We start from the raw sequence: 21,662 nt of genomic DNA, 5'->3' as shown, positions 1-21,662 counted from the left end.
CCCGGGACCCCCGGCCGCCTACCCTCCTGCGGCACCTGGCTATCCTCCTGCCGGCGCGGCTGGATATCCGCCGCCGGGGTTCGGATATCAGCCCCCGCCGCCCGGATACCAACATCCGCCGGCGGTGCCCTATTGGGTGAGGCCGGAGCCGCCTGCCCTAAAACCAGGAGTCATCCCCCTGCGGCCGCTCGACCTTTCCTCGCTGTACAACGGTGCCATCGCGGCAATCCGCGCCAATCCCAAGACCACCATCGGCCTCACCGCCATCATGGTCATCGTCAGTCAGCTGCTGATCTTCGGAATCCAGGCGGCACCGGCCACGGCCGTCCTGACCGGCGCGGCAAACTTTGATAGGAACACCGAGGACTCATTCGGCGCGGCGTTTGGCCTCGGCTACGTCGGCGGCCAGGTGATCGGCGCCGTGGTCACCTCGCTGGTCACCATCATCCTGAGCGGAATGCTGACCGTGACCATCGGCCGATCCGTCTTCGGTGAACGCACCACCATCAAGGAAGCCTGGCAGCGCGCCAAACCTCGTATCTGGGCCCTGCTGGGCGTGGCCCTTGTCGAACTGGTGCTCTTCGCGGTCGTACTCGGGTTCGGTGTCGCCATAGTGGCCGGCCTGGCGTTGACCGTGGGCCCCCTCGGCGCGATCCCCGTCGGATTACTACTGGCTCTCGGCTACTTTGCCTTCTACCTCTATTTGATCCCCGTGTTCAGTCTTGTTCCGTCAGTTCTCATTCTGGAACACCAGAGCGTGTTCGGTGCGGTCGGCCGATCAGTTTCCCTGATACGCAAGGGTTTCTGGCGCCTACTGGGCATTCTGCTGCTCACCAGTGTCATCGTGGGGTTCGTAACGACGATCATCGGAATGCCCTTCGTCCTTGTCGGGGAAGTCGCCGCATTCGCGGGCGGCGATACCCACAATCTCGGCCCCAAGATGCTGATCATCTTCGCCATGGCCGCCATCGGCGCCGTGATCGCGCAGGTCATCTCCCTGCCCTTCAAGGCGGCAGTGAACGTGCTGCTGTACACGGATCAGCGGATGCGTACCGAGGCACTGGATCTGGTGTTGCAGACCGAGGCCAGAACACGCGAACGCCTCGGCCAGCCGGGCATCGACGCCGATTCCCTCTGGCTGCCCACGCGTCCCCCGGTTCAGGTGTAATGCCGGCCATCGACATCGACCGCGACTCGGCGGCCGAAGCCGCCCAACGCGAACTCGCCAAACCGATCTACGAGCACCCCTCACCGATTGACCGCCTGATCAACTGGATCCTCGATCACCTCAACTACCTGGAGTTTCGGGCCGGTCAGCTGCCCGGCGGCTGGTTCACCATCCTCGTGACCGCACTCATCGTGATCGCGGTGGTGGTGTTGTTGATCCGCATCGCGCGCCGTGCGGTCCGAACCAAGGGAGGCGCCGACTTCGGGCTCTTCGAATCCGGTGAACTCACCGCCGCCGAACACCGGGCTACCGCGGAACTCGCCGCATCCCAGGGTGACTGGACGTCGGCCATCCGGCACCGCCTGCGTGCCGTGGCGCGCCAGCTCGAAGAGCGCACGATCCTCACCCCGGTTCCGGGCCGCACCGCCAATGAGCTGGCGACCGATGGCGCACGCGAATTGCCGTCACTGGCGGCGGAATTTCGTGCCAGCGCCGAGATCTTCAACGACGTCAGCTACGGAGAACGCCCGGGCACCGAACAGTCGTACCGCAGAATCGCCGAACTGGATGACCACATCCGCGACGCCCCGGTCCTCGTGTCCGGCGCGGAGTCCGACGCGACGACGGGCTGGGAGGCAGTGCGGTGACGACGGCTACCGCAATATCACCGCGCCTGCGGGATCGGTGGCGCACCTGGCTGTGGGTCATCGCCGCCCTGGCCGCCATCGTGATTACCGGGCTACTGCTGGCCAAATCACCTCGGCCGGAAGGCTACCTAGACCCCGAAGCCGTGACGCAGCGCGGCGGGCACGCGCTGGCGCAGCTGCTTCGTGACCGCGGTGTCACCGTCACGCGTGCCACCACCATCGACGAGGTCCGCGCCGCCATGAGTCCCGACAGCCAACTGTTGGTACTGGACAACGGGCACCTCTCCGACACCATCCTGGACGCTCTGGTAGAGCTACCGGGTGATCGCCTGATGCTGGCCCCCTACTCCGATACCCGCACGCGACTGGCCTCGCAGGTGCGCGTCAGCTCCTATCGCAGCGACGAACTCGTCGAGCCCGACTGCGATCTACGGGAAGTCCAACAGGCCGGCACGATTCAGACCTATCTTGGCCCCACATACACATTCACCAACCCGGGACCCGGCCGCGTCAGCTGCTACGGCGGCACACTGTTGCGCTACCGGGACGGCAACCGCACCATCACCGTGCTCGGTGACGACACCCTGCTGTCCAACAAGCAACTGGACAAACAGGGGAACGCCGCGCTCGCCATGAATCTGGCCGGGAGAACCTCGCATCTGGTTTGGTACATCCCCGAACGGCCCAAGGTCGGTACCAGCGCCAAACCGAAATCGATGGGCGACTTGATCCCGGACCAGGTGAGCATGGCCATCTGGCAGCTCTGCCTTGTGGTGTTACTCGTTGCCCTGTGGCGTGGCCGCCGTTTGGGTCCCGTTGTTGCGGAAAAACTTCCGGTGGTCGTGCGGGCCTCGGAAACCACCGAGGGTCGCGGCCGGCTCTATCGGTCCCGCCGCGCCCGCGACCTTGCCTCCGATTCGTTGCGCGAAGCGGCCAAGTACCGAATCGTGCGCCGGCTCGGCCTGCCGGTCGACGAGGCGCCGCAGGTGATCACCACCACCGTGGCGCAGCGAACCGGAGGCAATCCTCACGAAATCCACCATGTGCTGTTCGGCCCCGTCCCTTCGGACGATCAGCAACTCACCAATCTGGCTCGGCAACTGGATATTCTAGAAAGGCAGGTCCGCGACTCGTGACCCAGGCAACTATCACCGAAGACGCCGCACGCCATGCCCTGGCCGCATTGCGTGAACAAATCGCCACCGTGGTCGTCGGCCAGGATTCGGTGGTCAGCGGCCTGGTGGTCGCGCTGCTGTGCCGCGGACACGTACTACTCGAAGGTGTGCCCGGTGTCGCGAAAACCCTTTTGGTGCGCACACTCTCGGCAGCACTGTCCCTCGAATTCAAGCGTGTGCAGTTCACCCCCGACCTTATGCCCGGGGACGTGACCGGCTCCCTGGTCTACGACGCGCGCACGGCGGCATTCGAGTTCCGCGCCGGTCCGGTGTTCACCAACCTGCTACTTGCCGACGAGATCAACCGCACCCCGCCGAAAACACAGGCGGCACTGTTGGAAGCCATGGAGGAACGCCAGGTCACCGTCGATGGCACGCCGCGTCCGCTGCCCGATCCCTTCATCGTCGCGGCTACCCAGAACCCGATCGAATACGAGGGCACCTATCAACTGCCCGAGGCCCAGCTGGACCGCTTTCTCATGAAGCTCAATGTTTCCCTGCCCGAACGTGATCAAGAGATCGCCATCCTGGAGCGGCACGCGCACGGGTTCGATCCCCGCAACCTGTCACAGGTGACACCGGTAGCCACCGCCGCCGATCTAGCGGCCGGGCGCGCCGCGGTCGGCCGGGTTCTGGTGGCTCCGGAAGTGCTCGCCTACATAGTCGACGTGATCCGCGCGACCCGACAGTCGCCCTCGCTGCAACTCGGCGCGTCCCCGCGCGCGGCGACCGCACTGCTGGCGACATCGCGCGCCTGGGCGTGGCTTTCCGGCCGAAACTACGTCACGCCAGACGATGTCAAGGCCATGTCCCGACCGACCCTGCGTCATCGCCTCGGTTTGCGCCCTGAGGCCGAACTGGAGGGCGCCACCACCGACCGGGTGCTCGACGGCATTCTCATCACCGTGCCGGTGCCACGCTAGTGGTTCTCACCGGACGCGCGGGACTGGCGGCGTTGCTCGGCGCGCTGCTGATCCTGTTGTCTCCGTGGCCTGTTCGTTTGTTCTGGCTGTTGCTTTTGACGCTCGTACTGTTGATCGCGGTCGATATCGCCGCCGCGGCCAGCCCACGGCGACTCATCTTCACCCGGTCCGGACCCGATTCCATCCGGCTCGGCGAATCCGCCGATATCGCCTTGGCGATCCAGAACCCCGGCCTCCGGCTGCGTGGTTGGGTACGTGACAGTTGGGCGCCGAGCATGCGTGCGGCACCGCGCGCGCACCGCGTGGATCTGCGTTCCGGTGAACGCGGTCAGGTCATCACCACCCTGCGTCCCCTGCGCCGTGGCGACCACAAGCCCGCGGTCGTTACGGTGCGCACGATCGGGCCACTCGGCATCGCCGGACGACAGGGGCGCCATGATGTGCCGTGGCAGCTGCGGGTGTTGCCACCGTTCCTGAGCCGCAAACACCTGCCGTCCCGGCTGGCCAAACTACGCGAGCTTGAGGGTGCCATCCCTGTGTTGATTCGCGGCCAGGGCACCGAATTCGACTCTCTGCGTGAATATGTCGTGGGGGACGACGTCCGGTCCATCGACTGGCGCGCGAGCGCGCGCCGCAATGATGTGGTGGTCCGTACCTGGCGCCCGGAACGCGATCGGCGCATCCTCGTTGTACTGGACACCGGCCGCACCTCGGCGGGCCGCATCGGTGTCGATCCGACATCAGGCGATCCGTCGGGATGGCCCCGGCTGGATTGGGCGATGGATGCCGCCTTGCTGTTGATGGCACTGGCATCTCGCGCGGGCGACCGGGTGGACTTTCTGGCCCACGACCGCGCGGTGCGGGCGCAGGTCTCCGGAGCTTCGCGCAACGAACTGCTGCCCCTGGTGGTCAACACGATGGCTCCGCTGGAGCCCTCACTCGTCGAGTCCGACGCCCGCGACTTGGTGGCCACCATCCGCCGCAAATCCCGGCACCGCTCGCTGATCGTGCTGCTCACCGACCTGAACCCGGCCGCATGGGAGGAGGGACTGCTACCGCTGCTGCCCCAGTTGACCACTCATCACCATCTGCTGGTGGCGGCGGTCAGCGATCCCCGCGTGGAAGAGATGGCGATGCCCGAAAACTCCACGGGTCCAGGAAACATCAGATCCCTGGATGTCGAGCAGGTGTATGACGCCGCCGCTGCCGAACGGACCCGTGGTGGGCGCCGCCGCATCGTGACGCTGTTGCGGCATCAGGGCGTCGAAGTCGTCGACGCACCACCCGATGAGATCGCCCCGGCGCTTGCCGACCGTTATCTGTCGCTGAAGGCCTCGGGTCGTCTTTGACGCTCAGGAAGCCGGGGCGTAATCGGGGGCGTTCTCGATATCGCCGGATTCATTGGCGGCCACCCCGCGCCGGCCCAGGACGACCACATACGCCAGGAACAGCGCCTCGGCGCTCACACCGATTCCAACGCGCACAAAGGTCGGTAGCGGCGACGGGGTGACCAGTGCCTCGATGAGGCCGCTCACCAGCAGCACCGCTACCAGCCCGCCCGCGACCGACATCACGGCGCGGCCCTGCTCGGCGAGTACTTGGCCGCGTGGACGGTCACCCGGATCAATCACCTTCCAGCCCAGGCGCATTCCGGCGCCGGCGGCCAGGAACACCGCCGTCAGCTCCAACAAGCCGTGCGGAAGGATCAGGCCGAAGAACACGTCACCGCGTCCCGCCGCGATCATCAATCCGCCGGCCACACCCACATTCGCCGCGTTCATGAACAGGACGTACGGGATGGGAAGCCCCAACAGCACGGCAAAGATGATGCACTGCGCCGCCACCCAGGAGTTGTTGATCCATACGTGCAGGGCAAACGCCGCGGCCGGATGCTCGCTGTAATAGTTTTCGAAGTCCTCGTTGACCAGCTGCGCGATCTCATCGGGTGTGCCGATCACCGATTGCAGCTCCGCTGAATGCATCACCCAGATACCGACGGCAACGGCCACCACCATCGACGCGACCGTGGCACCCAGCCACCAACGCCAGCTGCGGTACGCGACCACCGGAAAGGACACCGTCCAAAAACGGATGAAGTGACGCCACAGCGGGGCATGCTCGCCGGTGACCGCCGACCGCGCCCGGGCAACCAATGTCGACAACCGCCCGACTAGCGCCGGATCGCCCGAGGCCGACCGCACCGTGGACAGCTGTGTCGACACCTTCTGATACAGGTCGACCAGCTCATCGATCTCAGCACCAGTCAACCTTTGCCTGCGCCTGACCAGCTCTTCCAGCCGGTCCCATGTCCCCCGATGGGTGGCGACAAATGCGTCCACGTCCATCTGGCAAATACTAGTAGTCTCGATACATGTCGGAGCTGGTGACGGGTGATGCGGTCGTCCTGGACGTCAAGGTGGCCCAGCTTCCCGTTCGGGTGGTGTCGGCGTTCATCGACATCTTCGTCCAGCTCATCGTGCTGTATGGCGGCATCTTCGTGGTCGCGTTCTCGCTCTCACAGTTCGACGTGGCGCTGGTGGGAGCGCTCAGCATCGTCTACTCCGTGTTGGCCCTGGTGGGTTATCCGGTCATCTGGGAGATGTCCACCCGCGGACGATCCCTGGGCAAGATGGCCATGGGACTGCGGGTGGTATCCGACGACGGCGGCCCGGAACGTTTGCGGCAGGCCATCATCCGGGCGCTATCGGCCGTGGTGGAGATCTTCATGTTCATGGGTGCGCCCGCGGTGATCACCAGCATGGTGTCGCCCACCGGCAAGCGGCTCGGTGACATCTTCGCGGGCACCGTGGTGATCAGCGAGCGCGGCCCCAAACTCCCGCCGCCACCGGTGATGCCACCGCAGCTGGAGCAGTGGGCGCAGAGCCTACAGCTGTCCGGGCTCACCAGCGATCAGGCCAACTTGGCCCGCCAGTTTCTCAACCGTGCCGGCCAGCTGGCGCCGCACACCCGCGATCAGATGCTCTACCAGATTTCCACCGATGTGCTCGCCAGCATCGCACCACCACCGCCGCCGGGCACCCCGCCACAGTTCATGCTGGCCGCGGTGCTGGCCGAACGACACCGCCGGGCCTTGGCGCAGCTGCAGCCGGCCTACCCCGCAGCGCCGCCGCCGCCCGCGCCACCAGCAGCACCGGAACCCTCCGAGTCATCCACGGGAACTTCGGGTTTCGCCACTCCTGACTGATTCCCGAAGGATGTCTTCGCGTACAGCGAGCCCCCGATGGTTGCCGCGGCGATTGTGACCAGTGCACCGAGGATGAGCGCGGAAGCCTCACCGTGAATCAGTGACTGCTGCTGCTCACCGATCGCTGCCGCCGCGATGGGCACTCCCAACTGCGCCGCGGCCAAGGCACCCAGGGGCAGCGGTTGACCGAAGATCCGGATAACCAGATGTGCCAGCACTGCCGCGGCCCCCAGGCCCAGCCCCAACAGGATGAGTTTGGGGTTCTCACCGAGCTCGCGCACATGCAGTGACGCTCCCAGCCACACGAAGAACAGCGGCGAGAAGAAGCCCTCAGTGAATCCGAAGAGCTGTTTGGCGAGCCGGTGCGGTTCCCCGATGCCCGCGACGACGAGGCCAAGAGCGAACCCCGCCAACATGATCGACACATGGGTCTCTACCGCCAGCGCGGCAAGCCCGAACACGATGGCCAGGCTGATGCGCAGCTCCATCGCCACCCGGCGCTGCTTGGAGTAGTCGTGGAAACGGTCCAGCTGCCCAGCCTGATCGAGTGCGCGCAGGATAACGAAGACAATGCCGGCGCACGCCGCCACCGCCACCGCACCGACCGCGGCACGAGGGGCGTGCTTGAGGTCGATCACCAAGGGCAACAAGACAATCGATGCGGTATCGGCGATCGCGACCTGCGCGGTGGTGATCAACACCTTAGGACCACCCAGGCCCAGCGAATCGATGACCGGCAGCACCAGCGCCGCCGACGAGGATGCGATGAGCACCGCGTACAACGGCGCGTGGCCGGTGTGGAAGACATTGGCCAACAGCACACCCAGCACCGCGGCCACCGCGCCCACCACCAGAGCGCGCAGCACCGCCTTCGGTAGCGAGGCCCTCATGGTCTTGTCACCCACCGGAACATGGGTGCCCGCCACGAACATGACCAGCGCAAAGCCCACATCGGCGAACATCTTGAACGTGGGGTCGAACGCGTCGATCCAGCCGAATCCCGTGCGTCCGATCACGATTCCGGCGAGCAGCTCCCCGATGACGACAGGAATACGCAACCGCGTGTTCAGCGCGAGCAGCGGACCCACCAGGCCGACGATGACAATGACCGCCAGCGTCGGAAATCCGAATCCGGTCATAGGGCTATGCCCAGGAGACCAGATGGCATGGAATATCGGTGTTTTCGTCGGTCAGATAGCTCGCGCACACCCGGTGGTAGCCGTCCGCGATCTCTAGCCGCGCCCCGATGCGGGCGTCGCCGCGCACCAGCAAGATCGGAGACAACGACTTGTCTTTGGCGATTTTGGCCAGGTCTCGGGCCACGTGGGCATTGGTTTTGGGCAGCATGTCCAGGTGCGCGGCCCGCAGGATGTCTTTGGCCTTGCGGTACTCCAGCGTCGCATTACGCAGCGCCTTGACCGTCCGCTTCACCACATCGACCTCGCCGACCAAGGTCAGGTAATCGGTGGCCGCTTGGTAGTCGTGATCCTCGGGCTTATCCAGCCAGTTCACCGTCATGGCGGTCACCCTACGGCGGCTAGCTGGGAGGAGCCCCGAAACGCCGCCAAATCCCGCCGCAAAAGTTTTCGTTGCATCACGATCGGTTCCGATATATCGTTATCTATCGAGAGGCGAGAACAGCTTCTCCCCATTACTCAAGGAGAGACACATGACTTCCCACGAAGAAAGGGCCGAACAGTTTCGGCCCGACACACCATTTGGTTTTGGATTCGGCTTTGACCCCACCGGTCGCGGATCGGGCCTACGTGGCCGCCGTCACGGCGGCCGACGGCACGAGTGCGATCCTCATGGCGAATTCCGTGAGCAGGCGTGGGCGGGCCGTCGCGGCCCCGGCGCCTTCATGGATCGCGGATTCGGACCCGGTTTTGGCCGCGGTTTCGGGCCGGGCTTCGGATTCGGTTTCGGTGAACAACCGCGTGGCCGGGGACGGGGACGTGGCCAGCGCGGCGACGTCCGGGCCGCCATCCTGGCGCTGCTCGCCGAACGCTCAATGCACGGCTACGAGATGATCCGCGAGATCGCCGAACGCAGTAACAACATCTGGCGGCCCAGCCCCGGCTCGGTCTACCCGACACTGCAACTGCTCGTCGATGAGGGACTCATCGCCGAGACCGAGGGCAGCGGCAGCCGCAAACAGTTCGAGCTCACGACCGAGGGCCGTGAAGCCGCGGACAAGCTGGACACCCCGCCCTGGGACAAGATCAACGAAGACGCAGACCCGTCGGTGCTCGATCTTCGTTCGGCGCTTGGCCAGCTGATGGGCGCTGTCGCGCAATCGGCGCACGCCGCCTCACCCGAGCAGCAGCAGCGAATCATCGAGATCGTAAATTCTGCGCGCAAGCAGGTCTACGGCATCTTGGGCGAAACCGACTAACCGCCCGCATGTTCCACCACTAGGCCCCCGGCTCAACAGGCGGGGGCCTAGTGCACGTCCACCCAGTCGAGGGTGCGTTGTACGGCCTTCTTCCATCCCGCGAAGCCCTCGGCTCGCTTCTCGTCCGTAATCGAGGAACTCCAGCGCTCGTCTTCCTGCCAGTTCCTCCGCAGGTCGTCGGCGTCCTTCCAAAAGCCCACGGCCAGTCCGGCCGCGTACGCCGCGCCCAGCGCGGTCGTCTCGGCGACAACGGGTTTGACGACATCCACGCCCAGGGTGTCCGCCTGGATCTGCATACAGAGCCGATTGGCGGTGATTCCACCATCGACCTTGAGCACCTCCATGTGCACACCCGAGTCCGCCTCCATGGCCTCGACCACTTCGCGGCTCTGGTAGCAGATCGCCTCCAGCGTCGCCCGCGCCAGATGCGCGTTGGTGTTGAAACGAGAAAGCCCCACGATCGCGCCTCGCGCGTCCGAGCGCCAGTACGGCGCAAAAAGACCCGAAAAGGCAGGCACAAAATAGACTCCGCCGTTGTCCTCGACCTGACGGGCCAAATCCTCGCTTTGTGCGGCACCGCTGATGATGCCCAGTTGGTCGCGTAGCCACTGCACCGCCGAACCGGTCACCGCGATGGATCCCTCCAGCGCATAGACCGGCTTGTTGTCCCCGAACTGATAGCAGACGGTGGTCAACAGCCCGTTGCGCGAATGCACCAGTTCTTCACCGGTGTTGAGTAGCAAGAAGTTTCCGGTGCCGTAGGTGTTCTTGGCCTCCCCGGGGCTCAAGCACACCTGGCCCACCATCGCGGCCTGCTGATCGCCGAGGTCGCCGGCGATGGGCACCTCGCCTCCGAGCGGCCCCAGCTGCGTGGTGAATCCGAAGGGCTCAACCGGTGACGACGCCTTGATCGGCGGAAGCATTTGACGCGGAATGGAAAAGAATGACAGTAGTTCGTCATCCCAGTCCAGGGTCTCCAGATTCATGAGCATGGTGCGGCTGGCGTTGGTGACGTCGGTGACGTGCACGCCGCCGCGGATGCCGCCGGTGAGATTCCAGATGACCCAGCTGTCGGGGGTGCCGAAGAGCGCGTCACCGTTCTCCGCGTCGCGCCGCACCCCGTCGATGTTCTCCAGAATCCATTGCAGCTTTCCGCCGGAAAAGTAAGTGGCAGGAGGCAATCCAGCCTTATGCCGAATGATGTCGCCGCGCCCGTCCCGGTCCAGTGCCGACGCGATCTTGTCGGTGCGGGTGTCCTGCCACACGATGGCATTGCAGTACGGCCTGCCGGTGTGGCGGTTCCACACCAGCGTGGTCTCACGCTGATTGGTCACCCCCACGGCGGCCAGGTCACTGGCCGACAGTCCGGTCACATTCAGCGACGTGGCGAGCACTGACCAGGTGCGTTCCCAGATTTCCACGGGGTTGTGTTCCACCCAGCCGGCCCGTGGCAGTAGCTGCTGATGTTCCAGTTGATGGCGACCCACCTCCTCGCCCCGGTGGTTGAAGATCATGGCACGCGTGCTGGTGGTGCCCTGGTCGATCGATGCCACGAAATCAGCCATTGGCGAACTCCTCGGGATACGACGGTGATTGGGTTACAAGATCTTCTGCGGGTAAGAACGGTTCCACCAGGTACCGGTACAGCGCGGCGCCCAACAAGCCACCTATGAGCGGCCCGATGATTGGCACCCACCAGTACTGTGCGCCGTGCTGGTCCAGGAAGGCCGTATCGAAACCGGTGAGATAGGACGCGAGCCGGGGGCCGAAGTCACGGGCCGGGTTGATCGCATACCCGGCGATGGACCCCCAGGACATGCCGAGAGCCACGACCACCGCACCGATCGCGAACGGTGTGAGGCTTTCGGGCATGCGGACATTTCGCCGATCTGTGATGGCGAAGATGAGAAACAGCAGAATGGCGGTGCCGATGATCTGATCGCGCAGCCCACCCCACAGGCTGACGTCGAGCGCACCGTTACCCGGCAGTGTCGAGAAGACCCCTTGCGTCGCAATGGTGTGCTTGGGATCAACGGCCGACAAGACCGTTCCGTAGTTCCACCGGACCAACAGCGCCGCCACGAAGGCTCCGGCGGTCTGCGCGAGGATGAAGGGAGCCACCTGTTTCCAGGGGAATCCGCGGAAGGTCGCCAGGGCCACCGTGACGGCGGGATTGAGGTGCGCGCCGGATATCCGCCCGGCGGCGAAGATGCCGAAAGTGACGCCCATCCCCCAGGCCCAGGTGATGGAGTTGTGATTGCCGTAGTCCTCATCACCCGCGGTGACCACCTGCGCGACGACGCCCACCCCGAACAGGATCAGGATCAGCGTGCCGACGAACTCCGCGGCGAGCTGGCCCATGTTCCGCATATCAACGAATCTAGGTGCGGGCCGCGCTGGGCACACCCCGAAACGCCGAACAGACGCTTACCGCGCGTGCCTTCCGGCCTTTTCGTGCGGCAAGCGTCTGTTCGCGGAAACTAGCGGTTGGCTACTTCCAGGGCTCGACGCTCTCACGTACCAGGTCGATGCTCCACGGCCCGTCGGTCTCGGCAGTGTCGGTGACCGACCAGCCCTTGAGCCGCTGAATGGAGCCACCGGTGACCTTGAACACCTGACCGGTCCACGGATTCTTCTCGGTGCTCAGGTACGCCACCAGCGGAGAGATGTTGGCGGGGCTGAACATATCGAATTGTCCCTCTTCGACGGGCGCCGCGAAGATCGCGCCCATGCCGGGGGTGGCCAGGGTCAGCCGGGTACGCGCGACCGGCGCGATCGCGTTCACCTTGACCCCGTACCGCTCCAGTTCGGCGGCCGCGACACAGGACAGCGCCGCGATACCGGCCTTGGCTGCACCGTAGTTACCCTGGCCCGGGTTAGGCAGTGTCACACCGGAATCCGACGCCGTGTTCACCACGGTGGCCTTGATATCGGCTCCGGCCTTGGCCTGGGCCTTCCAATATTCGGCGGCGTGCCGAAGCACCGCAAAGTGCCCCTTGAGGTGCACCTGAATGACCGCATCCCACTGGTCCTCTTCGAGACCGGCGATGAAGCCGTCGCGAAGGATGCCCGCGTTGTTCACAACGGCATCCAGCTGACCGAAGGTCTCGACGGCCTGATTCACCAGATTCGAGGCGCCGGCCCAGGTCGAGATGTTGTCCGTGTTCGCAACGGCTTTTCCGCCCAGAGCAGTGATCTCGTCGACCACTTCCTGCGCGGGCCCGGCGTCAGAGCCCGATCCGTCGTTGGCGCCGCCGAGGTCGTTGACGACCACCGACGCACCTTCCCTGGCGAAGAGCAGCGCATGCTCACGACCGATGCCACGTCCGGCACCGGTGATGACCGCGACCCGTCCGTCAAGTTGTCCCATGATGTCTTTCCCTCTCTTGATGCGATGACTTAAGCGATTACGGCGTGGCCGTTTTTGATGACGAGGTCCTCACCGACATTGGTCTCGTAGGAGAAGGCGCCGGCGGCACCGTTGCCCCAGAAATTGGTGGTGATGTCCTGTCCGGGCAGCACCGGCTTGGCGAACCTGACCGCCAGCTCCTTGAGACGCTCGGTGCGCGAGTCGGCCAGCTCGGTCAGGGCCGCCCACGAGGTAAATGCCATGGTGCACAACCCATGCGCGATGATGCCGGGCAGTCCGGCCGCCACCGCGGCATCGTTGTCCAAGTGGATCGGCATGGGGTCACCCGCCGCGGGCCCGTAGCGGAACGTCTGGTCGTCATCGACGTGCTGCGTCAGGGTCGCCGCGGGAGCGTTGGCCTTGACCGTCTCGTCCAGCACGAAGTTCGGCCCGAGCTCGCCCCGGGTCTCGCCCACGTCGTACTTGCGGAAGAAGAAGGTCACGTACTGTTCGTTGACCAAATCACCTGCGGCATCACGTGTTTCGGCATACACCGTGCCACGGGTGCCATTCTCCATGCCCTCGTAGCCGATCATCTTCGACTTCGCCACCAGGGTGTCACCGGGCTTGATGGGCCGGTGGAACTTGAAGAACTGTTCGCCGTGCACCACACGCGGGATCAGCTGGTAGGGCACCACACTCATGGTGGTTCCGACGAGCGACTGGAAGATCGGCACGATCGCGAAGACCGGCGCGGCCACCTCGCCCTTGCGGTGCTCTTCGATCGGGTCGTTGGTGGCCTCGGCGTAGGCGACCAGCCGGTCCTTGTCGACCTCGATGGTCTCCTCGGCACCCCACTGGTCCAGTCCGTCATTGTTGAAGGGGTACTTGGTATCAGCCATTATCTGCCAGCCCCTTTCAGCGGTTGGCCGGCTTGTACGCGGTGACCACGCAGGCGCCGCCGAGACCAAGGTTGTGCTGCAGAGCCACCCGCGCGCCGTCGACCTGACGCTTGTCGGCTTCGCCGCGCAACTGCCAGGTGAGCTCGGCGCACTGCGCCAAACCAGTGGCGCCCAGCGGGTGCCCCTTGGAGATCAAACCGCCGGACGGGTTGACCACCCAACGACCGCCGTAGGTGGTGTCGCCGTTATCCACCAACTTGCCGCCTTCACCCTCAGCGCACAGTCCGAGCGCCTCATAGGTGATCAGTTCGTTCGCGGAGAAGCAGTCGTGTAACTCGATGACATCGACATCATCGGCCGAAATCTGGGCCTGCTCATAGACTTTCTGCGCCGCGAGCTTGGCCATGTCGAACCCGACCAGCGTGATGGCCGATCCGGATTCCAGGGTTCCCGGGATATCGGTGGTCATGGCCTGGCCCACGATCTCCACCGCGCGGTCGCCCAGGCCGTTCTCCTCGACGAACCGCTCCGAGGCCAAGATGGCCGCGCCCGAACCATCGGAGGTCGGCGAGCATTGCAGCTTGGTCAGCGGGGCGTAGATTTCCTTGGCGTCCAAGATGTCCTGCAGGGTGTACTCCTCTTGGAACTGCGCATAGGGGTTGTTCACCGAATGCTTGTGGTTCTTGTGGCCGATCTTCGCGAAATGCTCGGCGGTGGTTCCGTACTTCTGCATGTGCTCACGCCCGGCAGCGCCAAACATCCAGGGCGCGGGCGGGAAAGCGAAATCAAACAGCCCGGCGAGTGCTTCGATATGCCGTTGCATCGGCTGTTCACGGTCGGTGAAAGTGGCGCCCAGCGACCCGGGCTGCATCTTCTCGAATCCGAGGGCCAGCGTGACATCGGCAAGTCCGCCACGAATGGCCTGTGCCGCGTTGAACAAGGCCGTCGAGCCCGTCGAGCAGTTGTTGTTGACGTTGGTGACCGGGATGCCGGTCATCCCGAGTTCGTACACAGCCCGCTGACCGGAGGTGGACTCGCCCGCGCAGTACCCGACATACGCGGCTTCGACCTTGTCGTAATCGATGCCGGCATCGGTCAGCGCTTTGGTGCCCGACTCCTTGGCCATGGCCGGATAGTCCCAGCCTTCACGTCGTCCGGGTTTCTCGAATTTCGTCATCCCGACGCCGATGACAAATACCTTTTCGGGGGCCTTAGAGGGCATCGTTCCAAGCTCCTTTTGCGCACTTCGATGGGGGCTCCGCCAACGTAACATACGTTCCATTCTGAATGTAAGAGTGCGATACAAACGTATCGCCTGGCTTCGGGAAAGTACGACCACTGAAACGATGTACTCGGTGAACACCCGTCAAACGCGCCCAGAACAGCGCGCCGAATTTACCTACAGTGCGGTTTGTTTCTAGGCGTCGGGCAACGGTGCGCGAAGCCGCAGCTCCAGCATCTGCTTGGCCCGCAACCAGCGACGATCACGAGTTTCCTGAGACGCGGTCAAGCTGCTGACGAGCAACCCGCGAATGATGTCCATGGCCAGCAACCCAAGGTCGCGTCGCTCTCTGGGCGAGCCCGCCTCATCGTCACCCAGCACGTTGAGGGCCGACAGATTGTGCAGCACCATCTTCTCGAACTGATCCAGATGTACACGCAGATCCGGTTCGGTCCGCGCCGCGATCAGCAGTTCCACCACCGCGATGAACAACGGCCCCTGGTGGATACGCCACAACACATCGAGATAGCGCTCGATCGGATCCGCGGACTGATCCATGGCCATCAGCTCTTCGAGTACCGCCTGGGTGCGCTTAAACGCAAGGTGGCGCACCGATTCGGCCATCAATTCCGATTTGGACTGGAAGTGATGGATCAACGCACCGCGGGTGACACCGGCACGACTCGCGATGCGCGAGGTGGTGGTGCCCGAGTACCCGAACTCGACAAGGCAATCGATGGTCGCCTCGAGTAACCGGGCCCGCATCGCCGCCGATCGCTCTTCCTGAGTGCGTCGCGGCGTGGGCATGCCCACATTGCACCACAGTCAGGAGAACCGAAAACCAGCTATCGGCCGGTGACCTGATGGAAGATCTGTGAGGCCTGCGCCTCATACTTGGCGTAGGCGTCGGGGAAGGCCGAGCGCTGAACCGCCTGCGCGGCTTGCGCAACACTCATGTCCTGCCAGCCGGAGACCTTGACCAACTGGTCGTAGAACTTACCGGCGGACCGCGACGGATCCATCAAATCGGCTGTGGCTCCCCAGCTTTGACGCTGCTGGAACGGGCCCACCGAGTCATGGTCATGTCCCACACCGTCATTGGCGAGCATCATCGAATCGGGCACGGAAGAGTTCGCGAGACTACGCAGACCCGACTCGGTGAGCGCGGTGGCCAGCGCGATCTGAATGGCCTCCGGCGAGAGTCCGCGACGCAGACCTTCTTCGATGATCTTGCGCGCGACTTCCATCTGCCCGGCGTCGAGATTCATGAACACCGATGGGCCCGAGGGACGTAGCGACGGGGCACCCGTGTTGGAGTAGCTACCGTCGGGCGCACTGTGACCGCCGCCGCCGTGACCGCCGCCGAAACCACCACCACCGTGGCCGCCCCCACTGCCGCCACCGAAGCCGCCTCCGCCGCTGCCGCCACCGAATCCGCCGCTGCCTGCGCTCATGGACGCACCCGCCGCACCCCCGCTGCTAGCGGGCATGAACGCCGCGGGCTGGGTGCTGGCCGAATTGTGTTCCGCGTCGACTCCCGCCGAGGCCTTGCGCAGATCGTTCGATGAGGCGCGATCTGATTCCTCCAGCGACTTCAGGGCCTGCCGAATCTCGTCGGTAAGCCGCCGAGCCTCGGCCTGCAGATCCCTGTTGCCTTCGGGCGCGGTGACGGTGCCGTCGTCGGCCACGTGCAGACCCTTGGAGTTGGCCTCATCCACCAGCGACATCACCTTGTCGCGGGCCGCGGTGAGCGCTGAATGCCCGCCACGGACAGCGTCGGCGACATTGCTGATCGCGAACGAGAGCCGGTTCGTCGAGGACTGTTCGTTCGACGCCTGGTCGTAGGCGGATTGGAAGGCCTTGCCCTTCCAGAACGACTCGGCCGAATCCAGATCTCGGACGACTCCGTCGATGGACAGGTCAAGATTCTTACTGGCGTCCTCGATGGCTTTGGCGGCCGCGTCCAAGTTCGCGACATCCCATCCGCGCAGCTGCGAAATTGTCGGTCTCACAGCCGGACCTCCCCGGCCCGGGCTACCCGCTTGCCGTTGACGGCGTCCTGACCCGTCAACGAACCCGAGCTGCTCTGCACAAAGTTCGAGATGCTCTCGATGCGTTGAGACGCGCCGCCGCCGGCGCGCTTGAGCGCAGCACTGACCGCCCGCAGCACCTCGGCGAACTCGGTGCCGGCCACCGCGTTGGCTGCCGCCTCGAAGTCGACCTCGGGAAACGCGTCCTTGGCACGGCCTGCCACGCGGCTTGCCAGCCGTGCCATCTCAGCACTGTTGGCCTTCATGGTGTCGTTCATAGATACCTCCCCAAGGAACCGGTCCTGCGCGCACGTGACGGCGCGGTTCATCGCCGGAATGTGCCTCTGATCAGATACGACGGCCCTAGTGCTGATTCGGTTCCATGTTTTTCAACCTTTTTTCGGCAAATCCGCGGGGGCCGTCTACGAGCAAATCACCAGGTCCAGGTCCCGGTGTAAGGAACAATACGGCCATGGGCGACGAAGTCGCGCACACCCAGTTCACCGGTGAGCACCGCCGGGCCTATCGCACCAAGGTGCAGAACTGCCTGGACGTGTTCGAGACCATGCTCGCCGAGTCCAGATTCGACGTCGAGCGGCCGCTGACCGGCATGGAAATCGAGTTCAACCTCGTCGACGCCGACTATCAGCCGGCAATGACGAACACCGACGTCCTCGCCTCCATCGCCGACCCGGCCTTCCAAACAGAACTCGGCGCCTACAACATCGAGATGAATGTGCCGCCCCGCGCGCTGCCGGGCTCGGCCGCCCTCGAACTCGAAGAAGAGGTGCGGACCAGCCTCAACGCCGCCGAGCAACGTGCCGGAGAGCGCGGAGCACACATAGTGATGATTGGCATCCTGCCGACAGTGATGCCCGAAGACCTCGACGGCGCCTGGATGAGTCCGTCCTCTCGATACCGGGCCCTGAACGACGCGGTGTTCTCGGCGCGCGGCGAGGACATGCAGATCGACATCACCGGCACCGAACGGCTCAGCGTCCGGTCACCGTCGATAGCCCCGGAGTCGGCGTGCACGAGCATTCAGCTGCATCTGCAGGTAGCCCCCGATGACTTTGCCGCCAACTGGAACGCCGCTCAAGCGCTGGCGGGAGCCCAGCTGGCGCTGGCGGCCAACTCGCCGTTCTTCTTCGGCAGGTCCTTATGGGCCGAGACACGCATCGAGCTCTTCACACAATCCACCGACACCCGACCGCAGGAGCTCAAGGTGCAGGGGGTGCGCCCCCGGGTGTGGTTCGGCGAGCGCTGGATCACCTCGATCTTCGACCTGTTCGAAGAGAACGTCCTGTACTTCCCGTCCCTGCTACCGGAGATCTCCGAGGAGGACCCCGTCGCCGAACTCGCGGCGGGCAGGGCGCCACGGCTGCAGGAGCTGCGGCTACACAACGGCACCGTCTACCGCTGGAACCGGCCGATCTACGACGTCGTCAACGGCACCCCACATCTGCGGGTGGAGAACCGGGTACTGCCCGCGGGACCATCGGTGATCGACGTGATGGCCAATGCCGCGTTCTACTACGGGGCGCTGCGGGCACTGTCCGAGGACGACCGCCCGGTCTGGACGAAGATGACTTTCGCTGCGGCACAGGACAATTTCCTCGCGGGTGCGCGGTACGGCACCGATGCCACGCTCTATTGGCCCGGGTTCGGCGAGATCACTGCCGACGAGTTGACGCTGCGGCACCTACTGCCCATGGCCCATGAGGGGTTACAGCGCTGGGGCGTGGCGCCGCAGGTGCGCGACCGCTATCTCGGGGTCATCGAGGCGCGCGCGAAGTCGGGTATCAACGGCGCGGCCTGGCAGACCCGAACTGTCAGTGCCCTGGAGCGGCGCGGCTTGAACCGCAAGGAGGCTCTCACCGAGATGCTCCGAATGTACTGCGGGCACATGCATTCCAATGAGCCGGTGCATACGTGGGAGCTGATCTAGCTTGTGGGTGCCTCACCGATATAAGTCACCGACGGGCTGACAATAAATTGGACGGCCGCATAGGCTCCGCCTGCGCCCTTCCACGTCCCGGATTTGAAACAGTAGACACCGCCGGAATCGGTGATCGCACACGTCGTTGTATCGCCGTAGCCCGTTGCCTGCGTGACCGCTATGTAGTTGTTACGCGGGATGACTCGTTGTGGGAGCCCGCCCGGATTGATGAATCTGGGCTGCTGCGTTTGATCGAAGTGCGGCTGCGAGTCCCCGGTGAACCACCCGATCTGATTAGTGCCCGACGGAGCACCCGGTATCGAGCCGGTGCAACCGAAACTGCCATCTGCCCAGATCCCGCAGTTCAGCCCAGTCGGTGTGCTGAACCAGAAATCATCGTCACTGGACGGGAGTCGGTAACCCTCGAAGTCGATCTTCGTGTAGCGGCCGATATCCGGGTACGGACTCTTAGCCGGCTCAGCCACGGCCGAAACCGGCACTCCCAGCAGTCCCCCGACTGCGAGCGCGCCAGCCGCTAGGGCGAGCGGTTTACGCATTTCGAAACCCCCACATTCAGATGTTGCTATCAGCACTACCCCCGCAGTATATGAGGGAGAATACTCGCTGCGCGGTTCAGCTTGGATGACGTCCTGGGATGGCCACGAACGTCTAGCTCGCGTTGAGCGAGAGCGCCCCTAGCGCCTGCGCCACCAGCTCCAACTCCTCATCCGTGCCGTCGACATGCGGGCTAACCCGCAACACCGGCTTGGTCATCTCGAACGGTGCCCGGATCGTCTCCGCCCCCGTGGTCACGATCGCGTGTTCCTCGATAAGACGCGCCCGCACCGCGACAACGTCGACATCATCGAGCGGCTCCAGCGTGGTGATCGCGCTGGGCTCGTCCACAGATTCCACCACCCGCCAATCCTTGAGATCCCCCAGGATCTTTCGGGCCGATCGCCCACGCTCTACCAGCGCGGCCTGAACCTGTGCGGGGCCAGCCGCAAGATGCTGGCCCACCGCGACGGACAAACCTACCCAGCCCGCGACGTGTGCCTCGACATGCCCTGCCCACTGCGGAATCACGTGTGCAAGAGCAGGGTTGACGGCAAGAACACCCACACCGCGCGGTCCGGCCAACCACTTGCGTGACGGTGCGTACATCGCGTCCGCACCATGGGTGCAGTCGATATGCCCCAGGGCCTGCGCGGCATCCACGACGATCGGAACCCCGGCCGCACGCGCCAACGCCACCACCTGGGCGGCGGGTTGCACGGTGCCACGGTGGCTACCAACAACGGTGAAGTGCACCAGGTCGACCTTCTCGCGCCGCAGGAACGCTTCAATCCCCTCAATGTCGGCCCGGCCGTCCCCGTCCACCGGCAGCCACGCCGGAGTAAATCCGAAGTGGTGCATGATCATCAGGTTCGGACCGAATTCGCCTGGCAGGCAGGCGATAGTGCGCCCTGCGCCGGCGGGCCACCCTTGTAGAAGCGTGCGCAGAGCATCGGCCGCGCCCGTGGTGAACTGCACCTGCGCCTCGGCCATACCCGTCAGCTGACGCACCGCGGCACGTCCCGCGTCCAGAACCGGTGCCGCCGCCTCCTGCGCGACATATCCACCGATCTGCGCCTCATGCTCAGCATGCTGAGCCACCGCCCGGATGGTCTCGACACTCTGCCGCGAGCAGGCGGCCGAATCCAGGTGCACACCGAGTACCGGCGGCCGGGCTTGCCGCCACTGGTCGCGCAGACTCACTCCTTCACCGCAAGCGATAGCCCGAAGTCGTTGGCATCATCGGTCCACCAATGTGTCTGGCGCAGGCCCGCGTCTGCCAGCTCGCGTGCCACTCCCTCACGACGGAACTTGCACGAGACCTCGGTCAGCATCATCTCCCCCGCCGCAAAATCCACTGCCAAATCCAGAGCTTCGATGGTAACCCGCTGCGCGCGCGCCGAACGCAGCCACATCTCCATGCGCTCCTCATCGCCGTTCCACAACGCGACATGCTCGAAGGCGTCCAGCTCAAAATCGGCGTCGAGCTCCCGGTTGATCACCGCCAGCACGTTGCGGTTGAAGGCCGCGGTCACCCCGGCGTCGTCATCGTAGGCGCGCACCAGGCGTTCGGTTTCCTTGACTAAATCCGTTCCTAGTAACAGCATTTCACCGGATTGAAGCGTCGCGGCGACATCTGCCAGGAACCGCGCACGCGGCTGCGTAGTCAGGTTGCCGATTGTCGATCCGAGAAAGGCCACCAAGCGCCGCCCCTCGCGCGGAATGCGCCCGAGGTCCTGCTCGAAGTCGCCACACACAGCACGCACGCGCATCCCCGGATACTCCGTGACCAGTGCGTCGCCCGCGGCGCGCAGCACCCCGGAATCCACGTCGAAAGGTATAAACGTGCTGGGGCTCAACGCATCCAGCAGCATCCTCGTCTTTTCGGAGGTGCCGCTACCAAGTTCCACCAGGGTGTCGGCGCTGGAAGCCGCCGCGATGTCCGCGGCGTGTGCGCGCAGCAGCCCTGCCTCGGTACGGGTGGGGTAGTACTCGGGGAGCCGGGTGATCTCATCGAACAGATCACTACCCACCTCGTCATAAAACCATTTAGGAGGAAGCGATTTCGCGTCTGCAGTCAACCCTTGGCGGACATCACGCCGCAGCGCCTGCGCTGCCGCGCCAGACGCCAAGTGGTTCTCCAGAGTCATGG

At 64.6% G+C, this 21,662-nt stretch carries 22 protein-coding genes; 8 read left to right on the top strand and 14 right to left on the bottom strand.

Annotated elements, in window-relative coordinates:
* The first annotated feature begins 124 nt into the window (after positions 1-124).
* The 5 genes from ABG82_RS02485 to ABG82_RS02465 are packed head-to-tail and all read left to right on the top strand — an operon-like array spanning position 125 to position 5,262.
* The gene (locus ABG82_RS02485) at positions 125-1,168 is read left to right on the top strand and encodes a membrane protein (protein ID WP_043078474.1); all 1,044 of its coding nucleotides are present in this window, start codon (positions 125-127) and stop codon (positions 1,166-1,168) included.
* On the top strand, positions 1,168-1,815 hold the full coding sequence (locus ABG82_RS02480) for a DUF4129 domain-containing protein (protein WP_043078473.1): 648 nt from the start codon (positions 1,168-1,170) through the stop codon (positions 1,813-1,815). Before ABG82_RS02485 ends, ABG82_RS02480 begins: the two co-directional genes overlap by 1 nt.
* On the top strand, positions 1,812-2,951 hold the full coding sequence (locus ABG82_RS02475; protein WP_043078472.1) for a DUF4350 domain-containing protein: 1,140 nt from the start codon (positions 1,812-1,814) through the stop codon (positions 2,949-2,951). The genes ABG82_RS02480 and ABG82_RS02475 overlap by 4 nt, the downstream gene beginning before the upstream one ends.
* Positions 2,948-3,913, top strand: a complete 966-nt coding sequence (locus ABG82_RS02470; protein WP_043078471.1) for an AAA family ATPase — start codon at positions 2,948-2,950, stop codon at positions 3,911-3,913. Before ABG82_RS02475 ends, ABG82_RS02470 begins: the two co-directional genes overlap by 4 nt.
* Positions 3,913-5,262, top strand: coding sequence for a DUF58 domain-containing protein (locus ABG82_RS02465; protein ID WP_043078470.1), 1,350 nt, complete (start codon positions 3,913-3,915; stop codon positions 5,260-5,262). The genes ABG82_RS02470 and ABG82_RS02465 overlap by 1 nt, the downstream gene beginning before the upstream one ends.
* A 3-nt stretch (positions 5,263-5,265) precedes the next feature.
* Here the strand turns inward: ABG82_RS02465 and ABG82_RS02460 are convergent, their stop codons facing one another.
* On the bottom strand, positions 5,266-6,258 hold the full coding sequence (locus ABG82_RS02460; protein WP_043078469.1) for a stage II sporulation protein M: 993 nt from the start codon (positions 6,256-6,258) through the stop codon (positions 5,266-5,268).
* Between the two features lie 71 nt (positions 6,259-6,329).
* On the opposite strand from ABG82_RS02460, the gene ABG82_RS02455 reads away from it, so the two are divergent.
* Complete coding sequence (locus ABG82_RS02455; RefSeq protein ID WP_234708040.1) at positions 6,330-7,118, top strand: RDD family protein; 789 nt, start codon at positions 6,330-6,332, stop codon at positions 7,116-7,118.
* Here the strand turns inward: ABG82_RS02455 and ABG82_RS02450 are convergent.
* Complete coding sequence (locus ABG82_RS02450; protein WP_043078467.1) at positions 7,025-8,257, bottom strand: cation:proton antiporter; 1,233 nt, start codon at positions 8,255-8,257, stop codon at positions 7,025-7,027. The genes ABG82_RS02455 and ABG82_RS02450 overlap by 94 nt on opposite strands.
* A 4-nt stretch (positions 8,258-8,261) precedes the next feature.
* On the bottom strand, positions 8,262-8,636 hold the full coding sequence (locus ABG82_RS02445; protein WP_043078525.1) for a hypothetical protein: 375 nt from the start codon (positions 8,634-8,636) through the stop codon (positions 8,262-8,264).
* A 151-nt stretch (positions 8,637-8,787) separates the two neighbouring features.
* On the opposite strand from ABG82_RS02445, the gene ABG82_RS02440 reads away from it, so the two are divergent.
* Positions 8,788-9,513, top strand: coding sequence for a PadR family transcriptional regulator (locus ABG82_RS02440; protein ID WP_043078466.1), 726 nt, complete (start codon positions 8,788-8,790; stop codon positions 9,511-9,513).
* A gap of 47 nt (positions 9,514-9,560) precedes the next feature.
* Here the strand turns inward: ABG82_RS02440 and glpK are convergent, their stop codons facing one another.
* The 8 genes from glpK to ABG82_RS02400 form a co-directional block, all read right to left on the bottom strand.
* Complete coding sequence (gene glpK, locus ABG82_RS02435) at positions 9,561-11,078, bottom strand: glycerol kinase GlpK (RefSeq protein ID WP_043078465.1); 1,518 nt, start codon at positions 11,076-11,078, stop codon at positions 9,561-9,563.
* Positions 11,071-11,874 (bottom strand): MIP/aquaporin family protein, encoded by an 804-nt coding sequence (locus ABG82_RS02430; RefSeq protein ID WP_043078524.1) that lies wholly within the window; start codon positions 11,872-11,874, stop codon positions 11,071-11,073. Before ABG82_RS02430 ends, glpK begins: the two co-directional genes overlap by 8 nt.
* A gap of 130 nt (positions 11,875-12,004) precedes the next feature.
* The gene (locus tag ABG82_RS02425) at positions 12,005-12,883 is read right to left on the bottom strand and encodes an SDR family oxidoreductase (protein ID WP_043078464.1); all 879 of its coding nucleotides are present in this window, start codon (positions 12,881-12,883) and stop codon (positions 12,005-12,007) included.
* A gap of 29 nt (positions 12,884-12,912) precedes the next feature.
* Complete coding sequence (locus ABG82_RS02420; RefSeq protein ID WP_043078463.1) at positions 12,913-13,764, bottom strand: MaoC/PaaZ C-terminal domain-containing protein; 852 nt, start codon at positions 13,762-13,764, stop codon at positions 12,913-12,915.
* A gap of 16 nt (positions 13,765-13,780) precedes the next feature.
* A complete protein-coding gene (locus ABG82_RS02415; protein ID WP_043078462.1) occupies positions 13,781-14,986 on the bottom strand; it encodes a lipid-transfer protein in 1,206 nt (401 codons plus the stop codon).
* 195 nt (positions 14,987-15,181) lie between these two features.
* Complete coding sequence (locus tag ABG82_RS02410; RefSeq protein ID WP_043078523.1) at positions 15,182-15,751, bottom strand: TetR/AcrR family transcriptional regulator; 570 nt, start codon at positions 15,749-15,751, stop codon at positions 15,182-15,184.
* Positions 15,752-15,831: 80 nt separating this feature from the next.
* Positions 15,832-16,998 carry a hypothetical protein gene (locus tag ABG82_RS02405; protein WP_043078461.1) on the bottom strand — a complete coding sequence of 389 codons (1,167 nt, stop codon included), beginning with the start codon at positions 16,996-16,998 and terminating at the stop codon, positions 15,832-15,834.
* Positions 16,995-17,294, bottom strand: coding sequence for a hypothetical protein (locus ABG82_RS02400; protein ID WP_043078522.1), 300 nt, complete (start codon positions 17,292-17,294; stop codon positions 16,995-16,997). The genes ABG82_RS02405 and ABG82_RS02400 overlap by 4 nt, the downstream gene beginning before the upstream one ends.
* Positions 17,295-17,488: 194 nt before the next feature.
* Between ABG82_RS02400 and ABG82_RS02395 the strand changes: the two genes are divergently transcribed.
* The gene (locus tag ABG82_RS02395; RefSeq protein WP_043078460.1) at positions 17,489-18,964 is read left to right on the top strand and encodes a glutamate-cysteine ligase family protein; all 1,476 of its coding nucleotides are present in this window, start codon (positions 17,489-17,491) and stop codon (positions 18,962-18,964) included.
* On the opposite strand, the gene ABG82_RS02390 is transcribed toward ABG82_RS02395, so the two are convergent.
* From ABG82_RS02390 to egtD, 3 genes are all read right to left on the bottom strand, one after another.
* Positions 18,961-19,512 carry a hypothetical protein gene (locus tag ABG82_RS02390; RefSeq protein WP_043078459.1) on the bottom strand — a complete coding sequence of 184 codons (552 nt, stop codon included), beginning with the start codon at positions 19,510-19,512 and terminating at the stop codon, positions 18,961-18,963. The genes ABG82_RS02395 and ABG82_RS02390 overlap by 4 nt on opposite strands.
* Before the next feature lie 112 nt (positions 19,513-19,624).
* On the bottom strand, positions 19,625-20,713 hold the full coding sequence (gene egtE, locus ABG82_RS02385; protein WP_043078458.1) for an ergothioneine biosynthesis PLP-dependent enzyme EgtE: 1,089 nt from the start codon (positions 20,711-20,713) through the stop codon (positions 19,625-19,627).
* The gene (gene egtD / locus ABG82_RS02380; RefSeq protein ID WP_174544348.1) at positions 20,710-21,660 is read right to left on the bottom strand and encodes an L-histidine N(alpha)-methyltransferase; all 951 of its coding nucleotides are present in this window, start codon (positions 21,658-21,660) and stop codon (positions 20,710-20,712) included. The genes egtE and egtD overlap by 4 nt, the downstream gene beginning before the upstream one ends.
* Positions 21,661-21,662: the final 2 nt, after the last annotated feature.

It is taken from the genome of Mycobacteroides immunogenum (genome assembly GCF_001605725.1).
In the GTDB taxonomy this organism is placed as follows: domain Bacteria; phylum Actinomycetota; class Actinomycetes; order Mycobacteriales; family Mycobacteriaceae; genus Mycobacterium; species Mycobacterium immunogenum.
This window is presented reverse-complemented; position numbering and strand designations above follow the sequence as displayed.

What these genes read in the sequence shown, in the direction of transcription:
- ABG82_RS02480 (WP_043078473.1), top strand. Translation starts at nt 1,168, where the DNA reads ATGCCGGCCATCGACATCGACCGCGACTCGGCGGCCGAAGCCGCCCAA.
- ABG82_RS02395 (WP_043078460.1), top strand. Translation starts at nt 17,489, where the DNA reads ATGGGCGACGAAGTCGCGCACACCCAGTTCACCGGTGAGCACCGCCGG.
- ABG82_RS02415 (WP_043078462.1), bottom strand. Translation starts at nt 14,986, where the DNA reads ATGCCCTCTAAGGCCCCCGAAAAGGTATTTGTCATCGGCGTCGGGATG.
- ABG82_RS02400 (WP_043078522.1), bottom strand. Translation starts at nt 17,294, where the DNA reads ATGAACGACACCATGAAGGCCAACAGTGCTGAGATGGCACGGCTGGCA.
- glpK (WP_043078465.1), bottom strand. Translation starts at nt 11,078, where the DNA reads ATGGCTGATTTCGTGGCATCGATCGACCAGGGCACCACCAGCACGCGT.
- ABG82_RS02445 (WP_043078525.1), bottom strand. Translation starts at nt 8,636, where the DNA reads ATGACGGTGAACTGGCTGGATAAGCCCGAGGATCACGACTACCAAGCG.
- ABG82_RS02425 (WP_043078464.1), bottom strand. Translation starts at nt 12,883, where the DNA reads ATGGGACAACTTGACGGACGGGTCGCGGTCATCACCGGTGCCGGACGT.
- ABG82_RS02390 (WP_043078459.1), bottom strand. Translation starts at nt 19,512, where the DNA reads ATGCGTAAACCGCTCGCCCTAGCGGCTGGCGCGCTCGCAGTCGGGGGA.
- ABG82_RS02450 (WP_043078467.1), bottom strand. Translation starts at nt 8,257, where the DNA reads ATGACCGGATTCGGATTTCCGACGCTGGCGGTCATTGTCATCGTCGGC.
- ABG82_RS02410 (WP_043078523.1), bottom strand. Translation starts at nt 15,751, where the DNA reads ATGCGGGCCCGGTTACTCGAGGCGACCATCGATTGCCTTGTCGAGTTC.
- ABG82_RS02430 (WP_043078524.1), bottom strand. Translation starts at nt 11,874, where the DNA reads ATGGGCCAGCTCGCCGCGGAGTTCGTCGGCACGCTGATCCTGATCCTG.
- egtD (WP_174544348.1), bottom strand. Translation starts at nt 21,660, where the DNA reads ATGACTCTGGAGAACCACTTGGCGTCTGGCGCGGCAGCGCAGGCGCTG.
- ABG82_RS02420 (WP_043078463.1), bottom strand. Translation starts at nt 13,764, where the DNA reads ATGGCTGATACCAAGTACCCCTTCAACAATGACGGACTGGACCAGTGG.
- ABG82_RS02460 (WP_043078469.1), bottom strand. Translation starts at nt 6,258, where the DNA reads ATGGACGTGGACGCATTTGTCGCCACCCATCGGGGGACATGGGACCGG.
- ABG82_RS02440 (WP_043078466.1), top strand. Translation starts at nt 8,788, where the DNA reads ATGACTTCCCACGAAGAAAGGGCCGAACAGTTTCGGCCCGACACACCA.